The organism is Methylobacterium aquaticum (genome assembly GCF_001043915.1).
GTDB lineage: Bacteria > Pseudomonadota > Alphaproteobacteria > Rhizobiales > Beijerinckiaceae > Methylobacterium > Methylobacterium aquaticum.
Map to the genome: position 1 here is coordinate 1 of NZ_LABX01000063.1, position 16,617 is coordinate 16,617.

14 protein-coding genes are annotated in these 16,617 nt (G+C 70.6%); 9 read left to right on the forward strand and 5 right to left on the reverse strand.

The window, feature by feature from the left end; translation table 11 throughout:
• Positions 1–50: 50 nt before the first annotated feature.
• A complete protein-coding gene (locus VP06_RS08810) occupies positions 51–1,025 on the reverse strand; it encodes a quinone oxidoreductase family protein (protein WP_048463413.1) in 975 nt (324 codons plus the stop codon).
• 134 nt (positions 1,026–1,159) lie between these two features.
• Between VP06_RS08810 and VP06_RS08815 the strand changes: the two genes are divergently transcribed.
• Positions 1,160–2,383, forward strand: coding sequence for a UbiH/UbiF family hydroxylase (locus VP06_RS08815; protein WP_048463414.1), 1,224 nt, complete (start codon positions 1,160–1,162; stop codon positions 2,381–2,383).
• A gap of 6 nt (positions 2,384–2,389) precedes the next feature.
• Here VP06_RS08815 and VP06_RS08820 read toward each other — a convergent pair whose 3' ends face one another.
• Positions 2,390–3,613 carry a patatin-like phospholipase family protein gene (locus VP06_RS08820; protein WP_048463415.1) on the reverse strand — a complete coding sequence of 408 codons (1,224 nt, stop codon included), beginning with the start codon at positions 3,611–3,613 and terminating at the stop codon, positions 2,390–2,392.
• A gap of 483 nt (positions 3,614–4,096) precedes the next feature.
• Here VP06_RS08820 and VP06_RS08825 point away from each other — a divergent pair, with 483 nt between their 5' ends.
• Positions 4,097–5,152 carry an HpcH/HpaI aldolase/citrate lyase family protein gene (locus tag VP06_RS08825; protein WP_048463416.1) on the forward strand — a complete coding sequence of 352 codons (1,056 nt, stop codon included), beginning with the start codon at positions 4,097–4,099 and terminating at the stop codon, positions 5,150–5,152.
• Positions 5,153–5,274: 122 nt separating this feature from the next.
• Positions 5,275–5,640 (forward strand): heat shock protein HspQ, encoded by a 366-nt coding sequence (gene hspQ, locus VP06_RS08830; protein WP_048463417.1) that lies wholly within the window; start codon positions 5,275–5,277, stop codon positions 5,638–5,640.
• A 177-nt stretch (positions 5,641–5,817) separates the two neighbouring features.
• Here the strand turns inward: hspQ and VP06_RS08835 are convergent, their stop codons facing one another.
• A complete protein-coding gene (locus VP06_RS08835) occupies positions 5,818–6,555 on the reverse strand; it encodes an invasion associated locus B family protein (protein ID WP_048463418.1) in 738 nt (245 codons plus the stop codon).
• Between the two features lie 302 nt (positions 6,556–6,857).
• Here VP06_RS08835 and VP06_RS08840 point away from each other — a divergent pair, with 302 nt between their 5' ends.
• From VP06_RS08840 to VP06_RS08865, 6 genes are all read left to right on the forward strand, one after another.
• Positions 6,858–8,246: an AMP-binding protein gene (locus VP06_RS08840; protein WP_053081608.1), complete on the forward strand. Its 1,389-nt coding sequence runs from the start codon at positions 6,858–6,860 to the stop codon at positions 8,244–8,246.
• Positions 8,247–8,408: 162 nt separating this feature from the next.
• Positions 8,409–8,753 (forward strand): response regulator, encoded by a 345-nt coding sequence (locus tag VP06_RS08845; RefSeq protein ID WP_048463419.1) that lies wholly within the window; start codon positions 8,409–8,411, stop codon positions 8,751–8,753.
• A 1,351-nt stretch (positions 8,754–10,104) separates the two neighbouring features.
• Complete coding sequence (locus VP06_RS08850) at positions 10,105–11,040, forward strand: carbohydrate ABC transporter permease (RefSeq protein WP_245291108.1); 936 nt, start codon at positions 10,105–10,107, stop codon at positions 11,038–11,040.
• The gene (locus VP06_RS08855; protein ID WP_048463420.1) at positions 11,037–11,885 is read left to right on the forward strand and encodes a carbohydrate ABC transporter permease; all 849 of its coding nucleotides are present in this window, start codon (positions 11,037–11,039) and stop codon (positions 11,883–11,885) included. The genes VP06_RS08850 and VP06_RS08855 overlap by 4 nt, the downstream gene beginning before the upstream one ends.
• 14 nt (positions 11,886–11,899) lie before the next feature.
• Entirely contained in the window at positions 11,900–13,228 is a 1,329-nt protein-coding gene (locus tag VP06_RS08860; protein WP_048463421.1) for an ABC transporter substrate-binding protein, read from the forward strand.
• A 224-nt stretch (positions 13,229–13,452) separates the two neighbouring features.
• A complete protein-coding gene (locus tag VP06_RS08865; protein WP_048463422.1) occupies positions 13,453–14,280 on the forward strand; it encodes a phosphodiesterase in 828 nt (275 codons plus the stop codon).
• Positions 14,281–14,789: 509 nt separating this feature from the next.
• Here VP06_RS08865 and VP06_RS08870 read toward each other — a convergent pair.
• Entirely contained in the window at positions 14,790–15,455 is a 666-nt protein-coding gene (locus VP06_RS08870) for a 3-oxoacid CoA-transferase subunit B (RefSeq protein WP_048463423.1), read from the reverse strand.
• Positions 15,456–15,476: 21 nt separating this feature from the next.
• Positions 15,477–16,220, reverse strand: coding sequence for a CoA transferase subunit A (locus VP06_RS08875; RefSeq protein ID WP_048463424.1), 744 nt, complete (start codon positions 16,218–16,220; stop codon positions 15,477–15,479).
• Between the last annotated feature and the right edge of the window lie 397 nt (positions 16,221–16,617).

Genomic DNA, 16,617 nt, shown 5'->3' on the forward strand with positions numbered 1-16,617 from the left:
ACCTTGTGTGGCCCGGGGCGAATCGCCCCGGGCCACACAAGGTCAGCCTATCAGGGATGCATCACCGTGGCGCCGGTGGTCTGGCGCCCGGCGAGGTCGGCATGGACCTTCGGCGCGTCGGCGAGCTTGGCCCGGGTATGGACCGGGATCATCACGGCGCCGCTTTGCACCACCGCGAACAGGTCGGCGGCCATCTCCTCCAGGGTCGCGCGGTCGGCGGCGTGGGTGAACAAAGTCGGCCGGGTGGCGTAGAGCGAGCCCTTCTGGCCGAGGAGGCCGATGTCGAAGGCCGCGACCGGGCCCGAGGCGCTGCCGAAACTCACGAACGTGCCGAACGGCCTGAGGCAATCGAGGGAGGCCGGGAAGGTCGCCTTGCCGACGCCGTCATAGACCACCTGGCAGCCCTTGCCGCCGGTGATCTCCTTGACCCGGGCGGCGAAATCCTCGTCCCGGTAGAGGATGACGTGGTCGCAGCCATGCTCGCGGGCGAGCGCGACCTTGTCGGGCGAGCCGACGGTGCCGATCACCGTGGCGCCGAGATGCTTGGCCCATTGCGTCGCGATCAGCCCGACGCCGCCGGCGGCGGCGTGGAACAGGATCGTGTCGCCGGGCTGGACCTTGTAGGTGCGCCGCAGCAGGTACTGGGTGGTGAGGCCCTTGAGCATCATCGCGGCGGCGGTGTCGTCGTCGATGCCGTCCGGCACCCGCACCACCATGCGCGCCTCGATCACCACCTCCTCGGCATAGGTGCCGGAGGCCGAGCCGTAGGCGACCCGGTCGCCGGGCGCGAAGCCGGTCACGCCCTCGCCCACCGCCACCACCGTGCCGGCGCCCTCGTTGCCGGGGGTGAAGGGAAGCTGCGGCGCCTTGTACTGGCCGGAGCGGAAATAGATGTCGATGAAGTTGACGCCGATCGCGCTCTGGCGCACCCGGATCTGGCCGGGGCCGGGATCGCCGACCGAGACCTCCTCGTAGCGCAACACCTCGGGGCCGCCATACTCGTGAATCCGGATCGCCTTGGGCATCGTCCGCTCCCGTCCTGGTCTTGGTGTCCGGCCGGGATCATAGGTGGCGGCCGGGCTGCGGCAATGGCCGGGATGGCGGACCGGCCCCGCGTGACCCAGATCAGCCCGCAGGATCGTTCGAGGGACACCGTGTCGTGAGCCAGACAGTCGAGCCGAATCCCGACGGCCCCTTCGACGGGCCCCCTTACGACGTGGCGGTGGTCGGCGCCGGCGCGGTCGGCCTGGCGGCGGCCCTGGCGCTCGCCCGCGACGGATTGCGCACGGCTCTGGTCGGCCGCCATGCTCCCGTGGCCGATGGGCGCACCGTGGCGCTCCTCGACGGCTCGGTGCGGCTGCTGCGGGCGCTCGGCGCCTGGGAGGCGCTGGAGCCCCAGGCCGCGCCGCTGACCGAGATGCACCTGATCGACGACACCGGCAGCCTCTTCCGTCCGCCGCCGGCCCGCTTCGTCGCCCGCGAGATCGGCCTCGACGCCTTCGGCTGGAACATCGAGGCCACCCGCCTGGTCGAGGCCCTGCGCGCCCGCGCGCGCGCCGTCCCGGACCTGACCTTGATCGAGCACGACGCCGCCGGCCGCACCTTGGTCGAGGACCGGGCGGTCCTGGCCCTGGAAGGGGGCGGTCGCGTCGACGCCCGCCTCGTCGTCGCGGCCGATGGCGGCGGCTCGCCCTTGCGCGAGGCGGCGGGCCTCGCCGTGCGGCGCTGGACCTACCCGCAGAAGGCGCTCACCACGATCCTGGCCCATGCCCGCGACCACCGCGAGGTCTCGACCGAGTTCCACACCCGCGAGGGGCCGTTCACCCTGGTGCCGTTGCCGGGCGGGCGCCGCTCCAGCCTGGTCTGGGTCGCGGCCGAGGCGCGGGCGGAGGCCCTCGCCGCCCTCGACGACGACGCCCTCGCCCGGGCGATCGAGCGGCAGGCGCAGTCGATGCTGGGGGCCATGCGGATCGACGGGCCGCGGGGCCTGGTGCCGATGCGCGGCCTGTCGGTGCCGCACCCGGTCGGGCCGCGCCTGGCCCTCGTCGGCGAGGCGGCCCACGTCTTCCCGCCGATCGGCGCGCAGGGGCTGAATCTCGGCCTGCGCGATGCCGCCTCCCTCCGCGACGCCGTGGCGGGCGCCCGCGATGCCGGGGCCGATTCGGTGCTGGCGGGCTTCGCCCGCGGCCGGGCCCTCGATGCCCGGCTGCGCACCGGCGCCGTCGACACCCTCAACCGCAGCCTCCTCACCGCCTTCCTGCCGAGCGATCTCGCCCGCGGCGTCGGCCTGCTCGCCCTCTCGACCATCGCGCCGTTGCGCCGCCTGGTGATGCGCGAGGGCGTGACGCCGCGCCTCGGCACGCCGACTCTGATGCGAGGCTGACGGGGCTTACGGGGCTTTGCTGGCGCTGCGCCCCGTCGCGCTGGTGGTGAGGCTGTCCGGCAACCAGTCGAAGGCGGTGCCGGCCCTGCCCAGCCGCTCGCCATGGGCGAACAGGGCGCGCATGTAGCCCTGCTCGAACGGCGCCTGCGAGGTCCGGGAGAAGCGCTGGTCGATGGTGGCGATGCGGATCGGCGTGCCCGTGCGGGCCGCGAACGCCCTCGTCACCGCGATGGCGCCGGCGGTCTGGGCCTTGATCATCGCCGAGAGCGAGCGGCCGAGGATGCTCAGCATCGAGCGCTGGGTGACCTGGAAGTCCGGTGCCTGCGAGGTGTTGACGACGACGTAGATGGCGGGCGCCGGCAGCCGGTCCTCCCCGGCGGGGGCGCCCGCGACCTGATCGAGCAGCATGCGGCCCGGCGCGACGAAGAACGGCGCCGTGGCGCCGCCATCGGCATGCATCTCCTGGAACCGCTTGCCGCCGGGGCCGGTGGCCTCGATCAGCACCGGCGGGAAGATGCCGGGGATCGCCGCCGAGGCCAGCATCACCTCGCGGAAGAGCGTGAGCCCGGCGGGACCGCCGGCGGCCGCGATGGCGCCCATGTCCCACAGGGTCGGGCGCAAGGAATCGAGTTCGGTGGTGACGATCAGGAGACGCCGGCCCTTGCGGTGCTCCGCCGCCACCGCCTCCAGGAGCGCGGGCGTGACGGTGCGCTCGATGCCGCGCTTGAGCGGCCAGGTATCGGTGAGGCTCTCGGCCCCGCCGCCGAACTCGAACACGTCCGCCGCGGAGGTCTCCGTGTAGGCGGTCTCCAGGGCCGCGTCCTGCGAGGCGCCGACGAAGGCGAAGGGGGCGATCAGCGCGCCGGTCGAGACGCCGGTGACGACGCCGAAATCCGGCCGCGTGCCGGCCCGGGTCCAGCCCTTGAGCAGACCCGCCGCGAAGGCACCGTTCTCGCCGCCGCCCGACAGGGCGAGCCAGGGCGCGCGCGAGGCCATCGGCGCCGCGGCGAGGAAGCCCCGGAACGCCGCCGGATCGTCGCCCGGCAGCCGCACCGAGGCGGGCAGCCCCTCCGGCCGTGCCGCCGCCAGGTCCCCCGCCGTGAAGCTCGCCCGCACGGTCGAGCGCTGCCGGTCCGCCACCGTGCCGGCCTCGGCCGGCAAGGCGGCGCCCCATGCCATCACCGCCATCGCGGCGCCGGCAAACCCGCGCCGATTCCACTCTCGGGACATCGTCTTCTTGTCCTCCGCGGCCCGCCTCGTCCGGTGAACGCCACGGTGCCGCACGCGTTCCCTGCTGCATGTGCGAAAGAACACGTGCCCGCAGGTTTCTCGCGCACCATTCATCAGATCAAGGCCGGAACCGTCGAGAAGGCGACCAATCCGGCTGCCGGTCAGACCGTCCTGTTGTGTCGCCGTCCTGGTCTCCGAACGATAACCGGCAATGCACCGCCGGCACGTCGACATGGGACGACTTGCGACGGGGGCGTGAAGACAGGGCGCGTCGCCCGTCCGTGCCAGTCCGGTCGGATCGTCCCTCGAAGGCCGGAATCCCCGCCGGCCGAAGGCGCCCGCCGTGGAACTTGGGCCCCGCACGACCATCTGCCGAGACGCAACCCCTTTACGGCCGCGCCGCCCCTGCACTACCCCTCCGTCATGCCCGGGATGTTTCGCGATGCGGGAGACCGGTCGCGCCGGAAGGTCGGAGATACGTCCATGAAACTGCCGCGCCGCTTCTTCCAGCCCCTGGCCTCCGGGGCTCCGACTCCGTTCCGCGAGCTGCCGGTGCGCCTGGAGCGCATGATCCACTTCGTGCCGCCGCACAACGACAAGGTCCGGGCCCGGGTGCCGGAGCTGGCGACCCAGGTCGACGTGGTGCTGGGCAACCTCGAGGACGCGGTCCCGGCCGATCAGAAGCTGAACGCCCGCAAGGGCTTCATCGCCATGGCGCGGGACACCGACTTCGCCGCTCGCGGCACCGGCCTGTGGACCCGCGTCAACGCCCTCAACTCGCCGTGGCTGCTCGACGACCTGATCGAGATCGTGGCCGAGGTCGGGAACAAGCTCGACGTCGTGATGGTGCCGAAGGTCGAGGGACCCTGGGACATCCACTACGTCGACCAGCTGCTCGCCCAGCTCGAGGCGAAGGCCGGCGTCACCAAGCCGATCCTGGTCCATGCCATCCTGGAGACGGCGGAGGGCGTGGCCAATGTCGATGCCATCGCCTGCGCCTCGCCGCGCATGCACGGCATGAGCCTCGGCCCGGCGGATCTCGCGGCGTCGCGCGGCATGAAGACCACCCGGGTCGGCGGCGGCCACCCCGACTACAAGGTCATTGCCGATCCGACGCCCGGCTCGTCGGAGCGGGGAAGCGTGCAGCAGGATCTCTGGCACTACACCATCGCGCGGATGGTCGATGCCTGCCAGGCCAACGGCATCAAGGCGTTCTACGGCCCGTTCGGCGATTTCTCCGACGGCGCCGCCTGCGAGGTGCAGTTCCGCAACGCCTTCCTGATGGGCTGCGCCGGGGCCTGGACCCTGCATCCGAGCCAGGTCGCCATCGCGAAAAGCGTCTTCGCGCCCGATCCGGGCGAGGTCGCCTTCGCCAAGCGCATCCTGGAGGCGATGCCCGACGGCACCGGCGCGGTGATGCTCGACGGCAAGATGCAGGACGACGCCACCTGGAAGCAGGCCAGCGTCATCGTGAACCTCGCCCGGCTCGTCGCCGCCAAGGATCCCGACCTCGCCCGGGCCTACGGCCTGGAGGGATGAGTCTCCCGCCCTCGTGACAATGGGGGCGGGTTGTCGCGCCGTGCGCGGGGCTCCGCGCCGGTGCAAACCCGCCTCCGTTGTCCTATGTGACGCCCATGCCCCTCGGACAGACCCTCTCCGCCATGCCCGCCCCGCAGCCCGACGCCGCGCCGTCCGGTGCGGTCATCCGCTTTGCCAAGTTCAACATCGGCGACGTGGTGCGCCACCGGATCTACCCGTTCCGCGGCATCATCTTCGACGTCGACCCGGTCTTCGCCAATACCGAGGAATGGTGGCAAGCGATTCCCGAGGAGGTGCGGCCCTCCAAGGACCAGCCGTTCTACCACCTGCTGGCCGAGAACCAGGACACCGAATACGTCGCCTACGTCTCCGAGCAGAACCTGGTGCCGGACCGCTCCGGCGAGGCCCTGCGCCACGCCCGCATCGCCGAGATGTTCGAGCGCGACGCCGAGGGCGGCTACCGCATGCGGGTCGACGCGGCGAATTGAGGCCCTCGATGCTCCCGGACAGCCCCTCGGCTGACGGGCAGAGGGCCGCATCCCCTCGCGAAAAAGGGCCGGGCGTCGCCGCCCGGCCCTTCGTGCATCCGGTCGCGGGCCGGACGGCCCGCGACCGGATGCAGGAGACGTGACCGTCTCCCCGACAGGATCATTTGCCCGACAGGATCACTTGCCCGGAGCTGCCGGCGCGGCGGCGCCCTTCTGCTCGAGCTGCTTGCGCATCTCCTCGGAGCGCTTCTCCAGCTCGGCCTGGAGCTTCTTCTGCTGCTCCTCGAGCACCTTCGGGTCGATCGGGGCGCCGTCGAACGCCTTGCCGAAGCCGGTCAGCGGCACCGCGAAGGTGACCTCGCGCTGCATCTGGTTCTGCACGCTGACGTTCAGGGTCGTGCCCTTCTTCATCGCGGCGATGACGTCGTCCTTCAGGCCCGGAGCCTCGGCGAAGCAGCCGTTCGGGAAGCAGACGGCGTAGCGGCCGGGGGTCGGCTGGGTGTTGTCGACCGTGAAGCGGATGCCGGGCTGGAGCAGCAGGCCGAGCGGCATCAGGAAGCGCACGACCTTGGCGCCCTGCGGGCCCTTCATGTCGTAGACCGCCACGGCCAGCACCGCCTGGCCCTGGTCGGAGACGAAGTCGCGGGTGGTGTAGCAGACCTCGTTGCCGCTGGCCTGGTCCTTGCCGCAGACCTTGGTCCAGTCGGCCTGGGACGGCTCGGGCTTCACCTGCACGACCATCGGGCCGGTCTGCTGCGCCGGGGCCGCCGGGGCGGCCTGCTGGGCCGGTGCGGGCGCGGCGGGCTTCTTGGGCTGGGCGAGCGCCGGGGCGGCCGCGAGACCGAGCCCGAGGCCGGCCAGGGCGAAGGCGATGGCGGCCTGGTTCGGGCGCGCGGGACGATTCGCGAAGAACATCAGGAGTGGACCCCTCAAACGGCAGGACGTCGGTGGCCTTCAGGCGCGCAAAACCCGCTGGATGCGGGCGCGCCGGCAGCAAGCGGAGCGCGCCCGAACGGCTCCGCCCGGCCTCCGGGGCGCCTGCTTTCCCCCTGATTGAGGCGAAGGCAAGGCCCCGGCCGCCGACCGAAGCGCCCCTTAGCCGATCCCATCGCGGACCGCGAGGGGGCCGGCACGCTTAAAACGGCATTAACCATGCGCGGGCAGGATGGCGGGCGCGGCAAGCGGACGAGGTGACGGCGGTGGCGGCCCAGGCGACGATGAGACGAGACGAGGCGTCGTCCCTGCCCGACCCGGCCCGTCCGGCCGGTGCCGGGACGCCCGCGGCCGCGCCGATGGGGCTGTCCGCGCTCCTGGCCGCCATCGCGGACCGGCATCCGACCCGCATCGCCCTCGTCGATCAGGCGAGCAAGCCCGCCTGGTGCGGCCGGCCCGCCATCGCCTGGACCTACGCCGCCGCCCGCGAGATCGTCGCGCGCCTCGCCGAGGGCTTGCAGCAGCTGCGGCTGCCGCCACGGAGCCCCGTCGGCCTGTGCATGGCCGGCATGGCCGAGGCGCATCTCGCCTTTCTGGCGATCGAGCAGGCCGGCCACGTGCCCTGCCTGCTGCCGGTCACCTGGGACGAGGACCGCCTGCTCCAGGCCGTCGAGGCGGCGCAGGTCCTCGCCATCCTGACCCAGGGCGTGCTCGGGGCCGAGCGGCCGGCGGAGCGGCTGTGCCGGGTCGCGATGCGCTACTTCCCCTTACGGTTCGTCGCCGCCTTCGGGCCGCACGTGCCGGACGGGGTGCTCAGCCTCGATCAGGTCGTCCTCGACCACCGGGGCGACGCCGCCGCGCTCGGCACCGGGCCGGCGGCCGGCCTCGTCACCTTCGCGCTCCCGGGGCCCGTGCCGGCGCCGGACCGCGCCGCCGGCCCGCCGGCCGAGCCCGCGGGCGCCCCTCTGCCGATGCGGCGCGAGGCCGAGGCGCTGACGGCTGCGGCCGCCGGCTGCCTGGTGCCCCTCCGGGTCGAGCCGGGGGAGCGGATCCTGAGCCTTCTGCCGCCCAACGACCTGAAGGGCCTCGCCACCGGACTCACCGCCGCGCTGCTCGCCGGTGCCACCCTCGAATGCCACCCGGTCTTCGACGTCGGCGCCCTCTCGGCCGCCCTCGACCAGCGGGTCCCGACCCACCTCGTCGCGCCGGCCTGGATGGAGGCGGGCTTCTCCCGCACCACCGTGCCGAGCCGCCTGCGCACCCTCGCCTATGTGCACCGGGCGCCCTGCCGCCTCAGCGGGCGCCTGCCGGGCCGCTCCGGCGTGGTCGACGTCGTGGCCTTCGACGAGATCGCCCTGCTCTGCGGCCGGCGCGACGCCCAGGATGTCGGCCTCGTCCTGGCGGCCCCTGAGCGGGCCGCACCGGCCCCGGAGCGGGCCGCTTTCGCCGCCGAGCGGAGCGGCCTGGTCCAGGTCCGCCGCGACCCGGACGGGCGGCTGAGCTTCCGCGGCCCGGCCTGCACGGCCCGGATGTTGCGCCGCGGCATCACCATGGAGGAAAATCCCGGCGGCTGGATGGTTTCGCGCTTCCGGGCCTCGCTTTTCGCCGGCGTCGCCACCGCCGTCGCCGAGATGCCGTCGCGCGCCGACCTCTTGCCAGCCCCCGCGTCATGACGTGAAAACACCAGCCGAGCCAATCATTTGACGGCTCACCACCGGATCCCGCCCGGGGGCTTCCGCCGCCCTGGCCCTGGGTCAGGGGTGAACCTTCGTCGGCTCACAGCGTTACTGCCCCGGTGCCTTCACGAGAGGCACGCGATCGGTTAACGCTTCGATATGGGTGCGCTGCAAAAAGTTCTCGTCGTCGACGATGGCCACCGCGCCATCGACCGGGCCCTCTCCGCCGAGCTGGCGGAGCTGGGCTATGCCAGCGTCACCGCCTCCCTGGAGGCGGCGGACGATGTCCTGGCGATGATGCCGCGCCCGGCGGCGGTGGTGCTGCACGTTCCGCCGCGCGACACGGGCGGCGCCTTCCGCATGCTGTCGGAGCGTCTGCGCGAGCAGATGCGCAACGCCGGCATCCCGGTGATCGAGGTCGATGCCCTCGGCCAGCAGACTGGCGCACCGCTCGACCTCCAGAGCCGGATCGGCACCCGGGTGCTGAACGAGCCGGAATTCTGAAGCGGCGCGCTCAGAGCCTTGCCGCAGCCGTTCGGGCGGCAAGGCTCTGAGCGCGCGAGACCGCGCCGGCCGTGGTCCTGGATCCGTGGCTCTCGGTCTCACTCTTTGGTCCGCCGCCGCGGCCGCGCAAACCCGGCGCGCCCAGGCCACCGCTTCCTTCGGATCGTTGCTGAGCCGGACCGGCGCCCGCCCGTCGCTGGCGTCGACGGTCACCCGGCCTCCCTTCGTGGGATAGGAGAACGGCGCGCTGCCCTCGGCCGAAGGAGGCGGTCTCGTCGGGCGCAGCCTTCAGGTCGCGTTTGCCGCGCACGGCGGGCCCGAACATCAGGCTGGCGCGAAACAACCCGAATCCGCCCGACATCCGGCGGATCGAGACGCCACCGAGGGGGCCAGCACCTCCTCCAGCAACGCGTGGTATCCGTGGTCCGTCATGATTCGCTCCGGGATGGGTCGGAGATTGTGCGACTGGCGGGGTTAGAGCATTTTCCGACGAACTGGATGCCGGTTCGTCGTAGACAATGCGGCAAAATCAAAGAGCTGGAGAAGCTTCGCGATTGTGATGCGATCGTGAAGCGCTTTTGCACCACGAGATTTTTGTCGATCTGATATGATCGACCCAAGATGCTGACGCGCCGGGCCGATGAGCCATCTCAAATTTTTGATAGCAAGCCAGCGACTTGGCAAAAATTCGAGAACCGGACCAACGGTCGTTTTCAGCGACCGTTGGCATGACCCGCGACCTCATCCTGAGGTGCTGCGGAGCAGATTCGAAGGATGCCGCCAGACGTCTCTGTGCGAACGGGAGCCCTTCTTCGAGGTCAGTCGATTTTCGATCGACTGACACGTCACGATGAGGGTGTGGTGCGATCGATGCCGTCGATCAGGCCAAACAGGCTCTCGGACAGTGTTTGAGTGGATCCCGCAGATTTTCACGGGCTCCATGTGCTTCCAGGCTCCATGTGCTTCCGGGCTTCATGTCGCGGCCCCGGACGGACCCGCGGGGGCGAACATCGTTCGGCACCAGGCTCTCGGGCTGAGCATCCCGCTGCGGCGGCCCGCCGGTACGCCCGGCACTGTCATCATCGTTCCGTATTCGCCGTGGAGTATAGGGCGATTCGGCAAGATCCGTCATGGTCCGGCTTAGGCCAGGCCGTCACGGTTCGCTGTCGAGCTAGGCTGGTCTGCCGTGCAGGACTGACCTGGTGGCGAGCGAATAGGCAGGGGATCGGGATGACGACCGGCAAAATCGGGTCGGCCATGCCGGGAGCGCGGCCGTCAACCCCGTTGATTTCATCCCCCTGTCACGAAACCGCCCGATGACGCCCCGGTCCCGACACCCCGGCGGATACCCGTGACCCACGCCCTCGACATGATCCCGGCGGCCCGACAGGCTCCTGCCGCCGCGCCCGAGACGGCGCGCCGGCCCTGGGCTGGCCTCCTGCTGCCGCTCGCCCTGCTCGGCCCCTCCCTCGTCTTCCTCGCCCTCTTCACCTACTGGCCGGTCGTCGAGGTGGTGTGGGACGCCACCCACGAGGTGACGCGCCGGGGCACCCGCTTCGTGGGACTGGCCAACTTCGCCGCGCTGTTCGCCGATCCGACCTTCCAGCGCGCGCTCCTCAACAACGCGCTCTACGCGGTCGGCACGGTGGTGCCGAGCCTGATCCTGGCGCTCGCCTTCGCCCTGGCGCTGAACGGTGCGGGCCGGGTGCGGGCGTTGATGCGGGCCGTGTTCTTCCTGCCGGTGATGATCCCGCTGGTCGCCGCCGCCGCGCTGTTCCTGTTCCTGTTCCTGCCCGGGATCGGCCTCATCGACCACCACCTCGCCCGGCTCGGATTCGCGGGCGCCAACTGGCTCGGCGATCCCGACCTCGCGCTCGGCGCGATCACGGTGCTCACCGTGTGGAAGAATGCCGGCTACTACATGCTCTTCATCCTGGCGGGCTTGCAGGCGATCCCCGACGAGGCCAAGGAAGCCGCGCTCCTCGACGGCGCCGGCCCGTGGCAGCGCCTGCGCTACGTCACCCTGCCGGGCTTGCGCCCGACCTTCGCCTTCGTCGGGGTGATCGCGCTCCTCAACGCGGTGACGCAGGTCGACCATGTCTTCGTGCTGACCAAGGGCGGGCCCTCGGACGCGACGAAGCTCCTGTTGTTCTACATCTACGAGCAGGCCGCCGAGCGCTACGATGCCGGCCGCGCCGCCGCCGCCACGGTGGTGACGCTGGGCCTGCTGGCCGCGCTGACCGCCCTGTCGCTCAGCCGCAGCCAGGGTCCGGAGGCGTCCCGATGAGCGCGCATCCGCAAGCCGGGCCCGTCACCCGCGAGGTCACGCCCCGCATCGCGCGCTGGGTGGTCGCCGGCCTCGCCCTCCTCTGGGCGGTGCCGTTCTGGTGGATGCTGGTGGCGGCGTTCCGGCCGGCAGGGTCGAGCCCCGACGCCTCGCTCCTGCCCGCGCTGACGCCGACGCTGGCCAATTTCGCCGAAGCCTGGGTCTCGGCCGACTTCCCGCTCTACTTCCTCAACTCCCTCGTCATCTGCGCCGGCATCCTGGTGGTGCAGCTCGTCACGGCGTCGCTTGCCGGTTACGTCTTCGCGCGGCTCGAATTCCCCGGCCGCGGCCTGCTCTTCGCCCTGTTCCTGGTCCAGCTGATGCTGGTGCCGGTGGTGCTGCTGGTGCCGAACCTGAAGACGATCGCGGCTCTGGGGCTCTACGACACCCTGCCGGGCGTGATGGCGCCCTATTGCGCCACCGCCTTCGGCACCTTCCTGATGCGCCAGAGTTTTCGCGACGTGCCGCGCGAGCTGGAAGATGCCGCGATGATCGACGGCGCCGGCTGGTGGGCGCGCATCCGCCTCATCTACTTGCCGCTGACCAAGCCGGCCCTCGTCGCCTTCTCGATCGTCTCGGTCACCAGCCACTGGAACGAGTTCCTGTGGCCGCTGATGGTCATCAACTCCCCCGACAAGCGGCCCCTCACCCTGGGTCTCGCGAGCTTCACGCTCAGCGCCGAGGGCATGCAGGCCTGGGGGTTGATCGCGGCCGGCACCTTCCTGGTCAGCCTGCCGCTGCTCGCCGCCTTCCTGATCTTCCAGCGCCGGTTCGTGAACAGCTTTCTCGCCTCCGGCATCAAGTAAGAGGACGACTACAGATGATTTCCTGGTGGAAGGGCGCCGCCCTCGCGCTTGTCGCGGTGGCCGGCCTCGCCGCGCCGCGCGCCGCGCACGCGACCGATATCGAGCTGTTCTTCCCCGTCCCGGTCGACGGGGCGCTCGCCCGCAACATGTCCGGCCTGATCAAGGAGTTCAACGACTCCCACCCGGACATCAAGGCGATTCCGGTTTTCACCGGCTCCTACGACGACACGCTGCTGAAGACCCGCGCGGCGATCAAGGCCGGCAAGCCGCCGGCGGCGGTCATCATGTCGGCGAACTTCCTCACCGACCTGTCGATCGAGCGCGAGATCGCCCCGATGGACGACCTGATCGCCAAGGACGGCAAGACGCCGGAGGCGTTCATGGGCCAGTTCTTCCCGGCGCTCCTCCCCAACGCCGTCATCGACCGCAAGGTCTACGGCGTGCCGTTCCACAATTCGACCCCGCTGCTCTACATCAACGCCGACCACTTCAAGGAAGCCGGCCTCGACCCGGACAAGCCGCCGCGGACCTGGGCCGAGCTGTCCGATGCCGCCCGCAAGCTGACCAAGCGCGAGGGCGACCGCACCACCCGCTGGGGCCTGATGATGCCCTCGAACTACGATTACGGCGGCTGGATCCTCGAAGCCCTGACCATGTCGAATGGCGGGCGCTACTACAACGAGGAGTATGGCGGCGAGGTCTATTACGACACCCCGACCATGCTCGGCGCCCTCACCTTCTGGTCGGACCTGGTGCACAAGGCCAAGGTGCACCCGGCCGGCGAGCAGAAGGGCCCGGCGGTGACCGGCGCCTTCCTGGCCGGCCAGGCGTCGATGATGATCATCTCGACGGGCTCCCTCACCTTCATCCGCGACACCGCCAAGTTCCCGTTCCGGGTCGCGTTCGTGCCGATGAACGTGCGCCAGGCGGTGCCGATCGGCGGCGCCTCGCTGGTGCAGCCGACCGGCCTCTCGCCCGAGAAGCGCGCCGCCGGCTGGACCCTGATCCAGTGGCTGACCTCGCCCGAGAAGTCGGGCTGGTGGAGCCGCGCCACGGGCTACTTCGCCCCCAACAAGGCGGCCTACGACCTGCCCGAGATGAAGGCTTTCCTGGAGAAGAACCCCGACGCCAAGATCGCCGTCGATCAACTCGCCAACGCCAAGCCGTGGTTCGCCACCTACCGCACCGTGCCGGTGCGCAAGGCGATCGAGGACGAGTTGCAGGCGGTGCTCTCGGGCAAGCGCCAGCCGAAGGAGGCGCTGGCCGCGGCCCAGAAGGCCGCCGATGCCCTGATGCGTCCTTACGTCGAGGACACCGCCCTGCGTCTGCCGGGCGCGGAGTGATACCAACGGTCGAAAGAAAACGACCTTTGATTCCGTTCTCCAATTTTCGCTCAGCCTTTGGCTGAGTATCGAAAATTTGAGATGGTTCATCGGCCCGATGCGTCAGCATCTTGGGCCGATGGGATGACGCCAGAGCGCTGACAGCGCATCGTCCTGTGCCGGGCCGCCTGCCACCGCTGCGGCCCGGAATGGGACCCCTCGCCTCCGATTGCCGGACGAACCCCATGCTCATCGCCCAGATCACCGACCTGCACGTGCGCCCCCGCGGGCTGCCGGCCTACCGGGTCTCCGAGACCAACCGGATGGTCGCCCGCGCGGTGGCCCATCTCCTCGCCCTCGATCCCCGGCCCGACCTGGTGCTGATCTCCGGCGACCTGACCGATTGCGGTCTCGCGGAAGAGTACGAGGAAATGCGCGGCCTCCTGGCCCGCCTGCCGATGCCGGTCCATGTCATCCCCGGCAACCATGACCGGCGCGAGACCCTGCGCGAGGTCCTGCCGGCCTCGTATCTTCCCGGCGCGACGGACGGTTTCGTCCAGTACACGGTCGAGGATCACCCGGTCCGCCTGATCGCCCTCGACACGCTGGTCCCGGGCGCGAGCCACGGCGCGCTCTGCACCGAGCGCCTCGGCTTCCTCGAACGGGCCTTGGCCGAGGGCGACGGCCGCCCGACCCTGGTGTTCATGCACCATCCGCCCTTCGAGTGCGGCCTCGTCCACATGGACAACATCCGGCTCCTCGACGGCGAGGCGCCGTTCCGGCGGCTGATCGGGGCTCAGACCTGCATCGAGCGGATCCTGTGCGGCCACCACCACCGGCCGATCGTGACCCGCTATGCCGGCACGATCGCCCAGATCGCCCCGAGCGTCACCCATCAGGTCGCCTTCGACCTGGACCCGGAGCACGACGGCGCCCTGGTCTTCGAGCCGCCGGCCTACCTGCTCCACCGCTACACGCCGGAGACCGGAATCGTGACCCACATGGTCTATGTCGAGGCGTTCGACGGACCGTATCCGTTCGTGCTCGACGCGGCGTATCCGGGGCAGCACTGAGCCGCGTCTGGAGCCGGAAAACGGTCGAGGAAGCGGCACGCCCGCGGCAGGGCGTCATGGAGGAACTGGCCGGGCTCCCGCAGCCGGAGCCCGGCGAAGCCTTGGACTTCTGCTCCGACACGAGGACGTCGCGCGGCAAGGAGACCAGCATCGCATCCCAGCCGGGCCACGCCAGGCGAGCACGCCGCCACGTATGCGCGACGTAGCGGGCGCGGTCAGTATAGCCGTGGTAGTCGAAGACCCAGGCGTCGGTCGCCACCACGATGTGGTTGCCGGTGTGGCCAGGGATGGGCCTGATCCACAACGCCTCCTGCCCCGGCTGTCCGTGCCGCTCCAGGAAAGCGTAAGCCAGGATGTGGCAGGCGCCGCAGGCGAAGAACACCCGGTCGGGCAAGGCCCAGCGCTGGGCCTGGTTCGACTTGGAACAGCCGGGCGTCCTGATGCGATACATCGGCGAGGCCGGCCTGCCGCGGCGGACGCCTCCCAGGGAGGCACCCGCCGGAGTTGCGTCAGCTGTTCTTCAGCGCCACCCGGTACTGGCCTTGGGTCTTGGCCCGCACCTCGTCCTCGGTGACGCCGTCGGCGAGTTCGACCAGGCTCATGCCGCCGTCACCCTTCTTGTCGATGGTGAAGACGCCGAGATCGGTGATCACCATGTCGACCACGCGGGTGCCGGTGAGCGGCAGGTCGCAGGCTTCGAGCAGCTTCGGGGATTCCGCGCCGTCCTTGGCCTTGGCGACGTGCTCCATCACCACGACGACCTTCTTGACCCCGGCGACGAGGTCCATCGCGCCGCCCATCCCCTTCACCATCTTGCCGGGGATCATCCAGTTGGCCAGATCGCCGTTCTGGGCCACCTGCATGGCCCCGAGGATCGACAGGTCGATATGGCCGCCACGGATCATCCCGAAGGAATCCGCCGACGAGAAGTAGCTCGTGGTCGGCAATTCGGTGATGGTCTGCTTGCCGGCATTGATGAGGTCGGGATCCTCCTCGCCCTCGTAGGGGAACGGGCCCATGCCCAGCATCCCGTTCTCGGACTGGAGCTGCACCGACATGCCGTCGGGGATGTAGTTCGACACCAGCGTCGGGATGCCGATGCCGAGATTGACGTAGAAGCCGTCCTCGAGCTCGCGGGCGGCGCGGGCCGCCATCTGGTCGCGCGTCCAGGCCATGGTGGTCTCCTCTCTCGCTCGTTAGATGGCGCCGCCGCCCGTCGGGGCGGGGGCGGGCGCGGCTTCACTGCGCTTGCGGGTGGTGCGCTGCTCGATGCGCTTCTCTGCGTTCGGGACGTGGATCATCCGCTTCACGAACACGCCGGGCGTGATGATGTGGTCGGGGTCGATCTCGCCCGGCTGCACCAGATGCTCGACCTGCGCGATGGTCATGCGCGAGGCCGACGCCATCATCGGGTTGAAGTTGCGGGCGGTCTTCCGGTAGACGAGGTTGCCCTCGGTATCGCCCTTCCAGGCATGGACCAGCGAGACGTCGGCGAACAGCCCGCGCTCCATCACGTAGGTCTCGCCGTCGAACTCCCGGGTCTCCTTGCCCTCGGCGATCAGGGTGCCGACGCCGGTCTTGGTGAAGAAGGCCGGGACGCCGGCGCCGCCGGCGCGGATGCGCTCGGCCAGGGTGCCCTGCGGGTTGAACTCGATCTCCAGTTCGCCGGCCAGGTACTGCTTGGCGAAGGTCTTGTTCTCGCCGACATAGGACGAGATCATCTTCTTGATCTGGCGCGTCTCGAGCAGCACGCCGAGGCCGACGCCGTCGATGCCGGCATTGTTCGAGATGACCGTGAGGTCCTTGGCGCCGCTCTCGCGCACCGCGTCGATGAGGACGTCGGGAATGCCGCAGAGGCCGAAGCCGCCGGCCATGATCGTCATGCCGTCCCGCAGGACGCCCGCCAGGGCGGCGGTGGCGTCGGGGTATACCTTCTTCATCCCTCGTTTCCCCAAATTCTGGCACCGCCGGGGCTCACTTGCCCTCGCTCCCGCACGGATGCGGCGCCTCGCTGCCCTGTTTAGCATCGTTGCGCCGCCGCACCACCGGGCGCTGGAAGGAAAATGCCGCTTGGAGGAGGGCGCACGCGACGCGGCAAGTCATGCCGGGGAGAGAGGTTCTAGAGGGAAGAGACATCCTACGGGGGAGAGAAGCCGGCCGGGGAGACAAGCCGGCCGCGAGGGATTATAGGGAAAGCGGGAAGGCGTATGCCGTCGGCGGGCCCCGGTGGGCCGGCCGGAGCGGCGGGCCCGGGGGGGCGCACCAGTTCCCTCCCCGCCCGCCGCCCGGGGGGGGTGGGGGCCCCCCACCCCCCCGCCCCCCGCCCCCCCCCGCGCC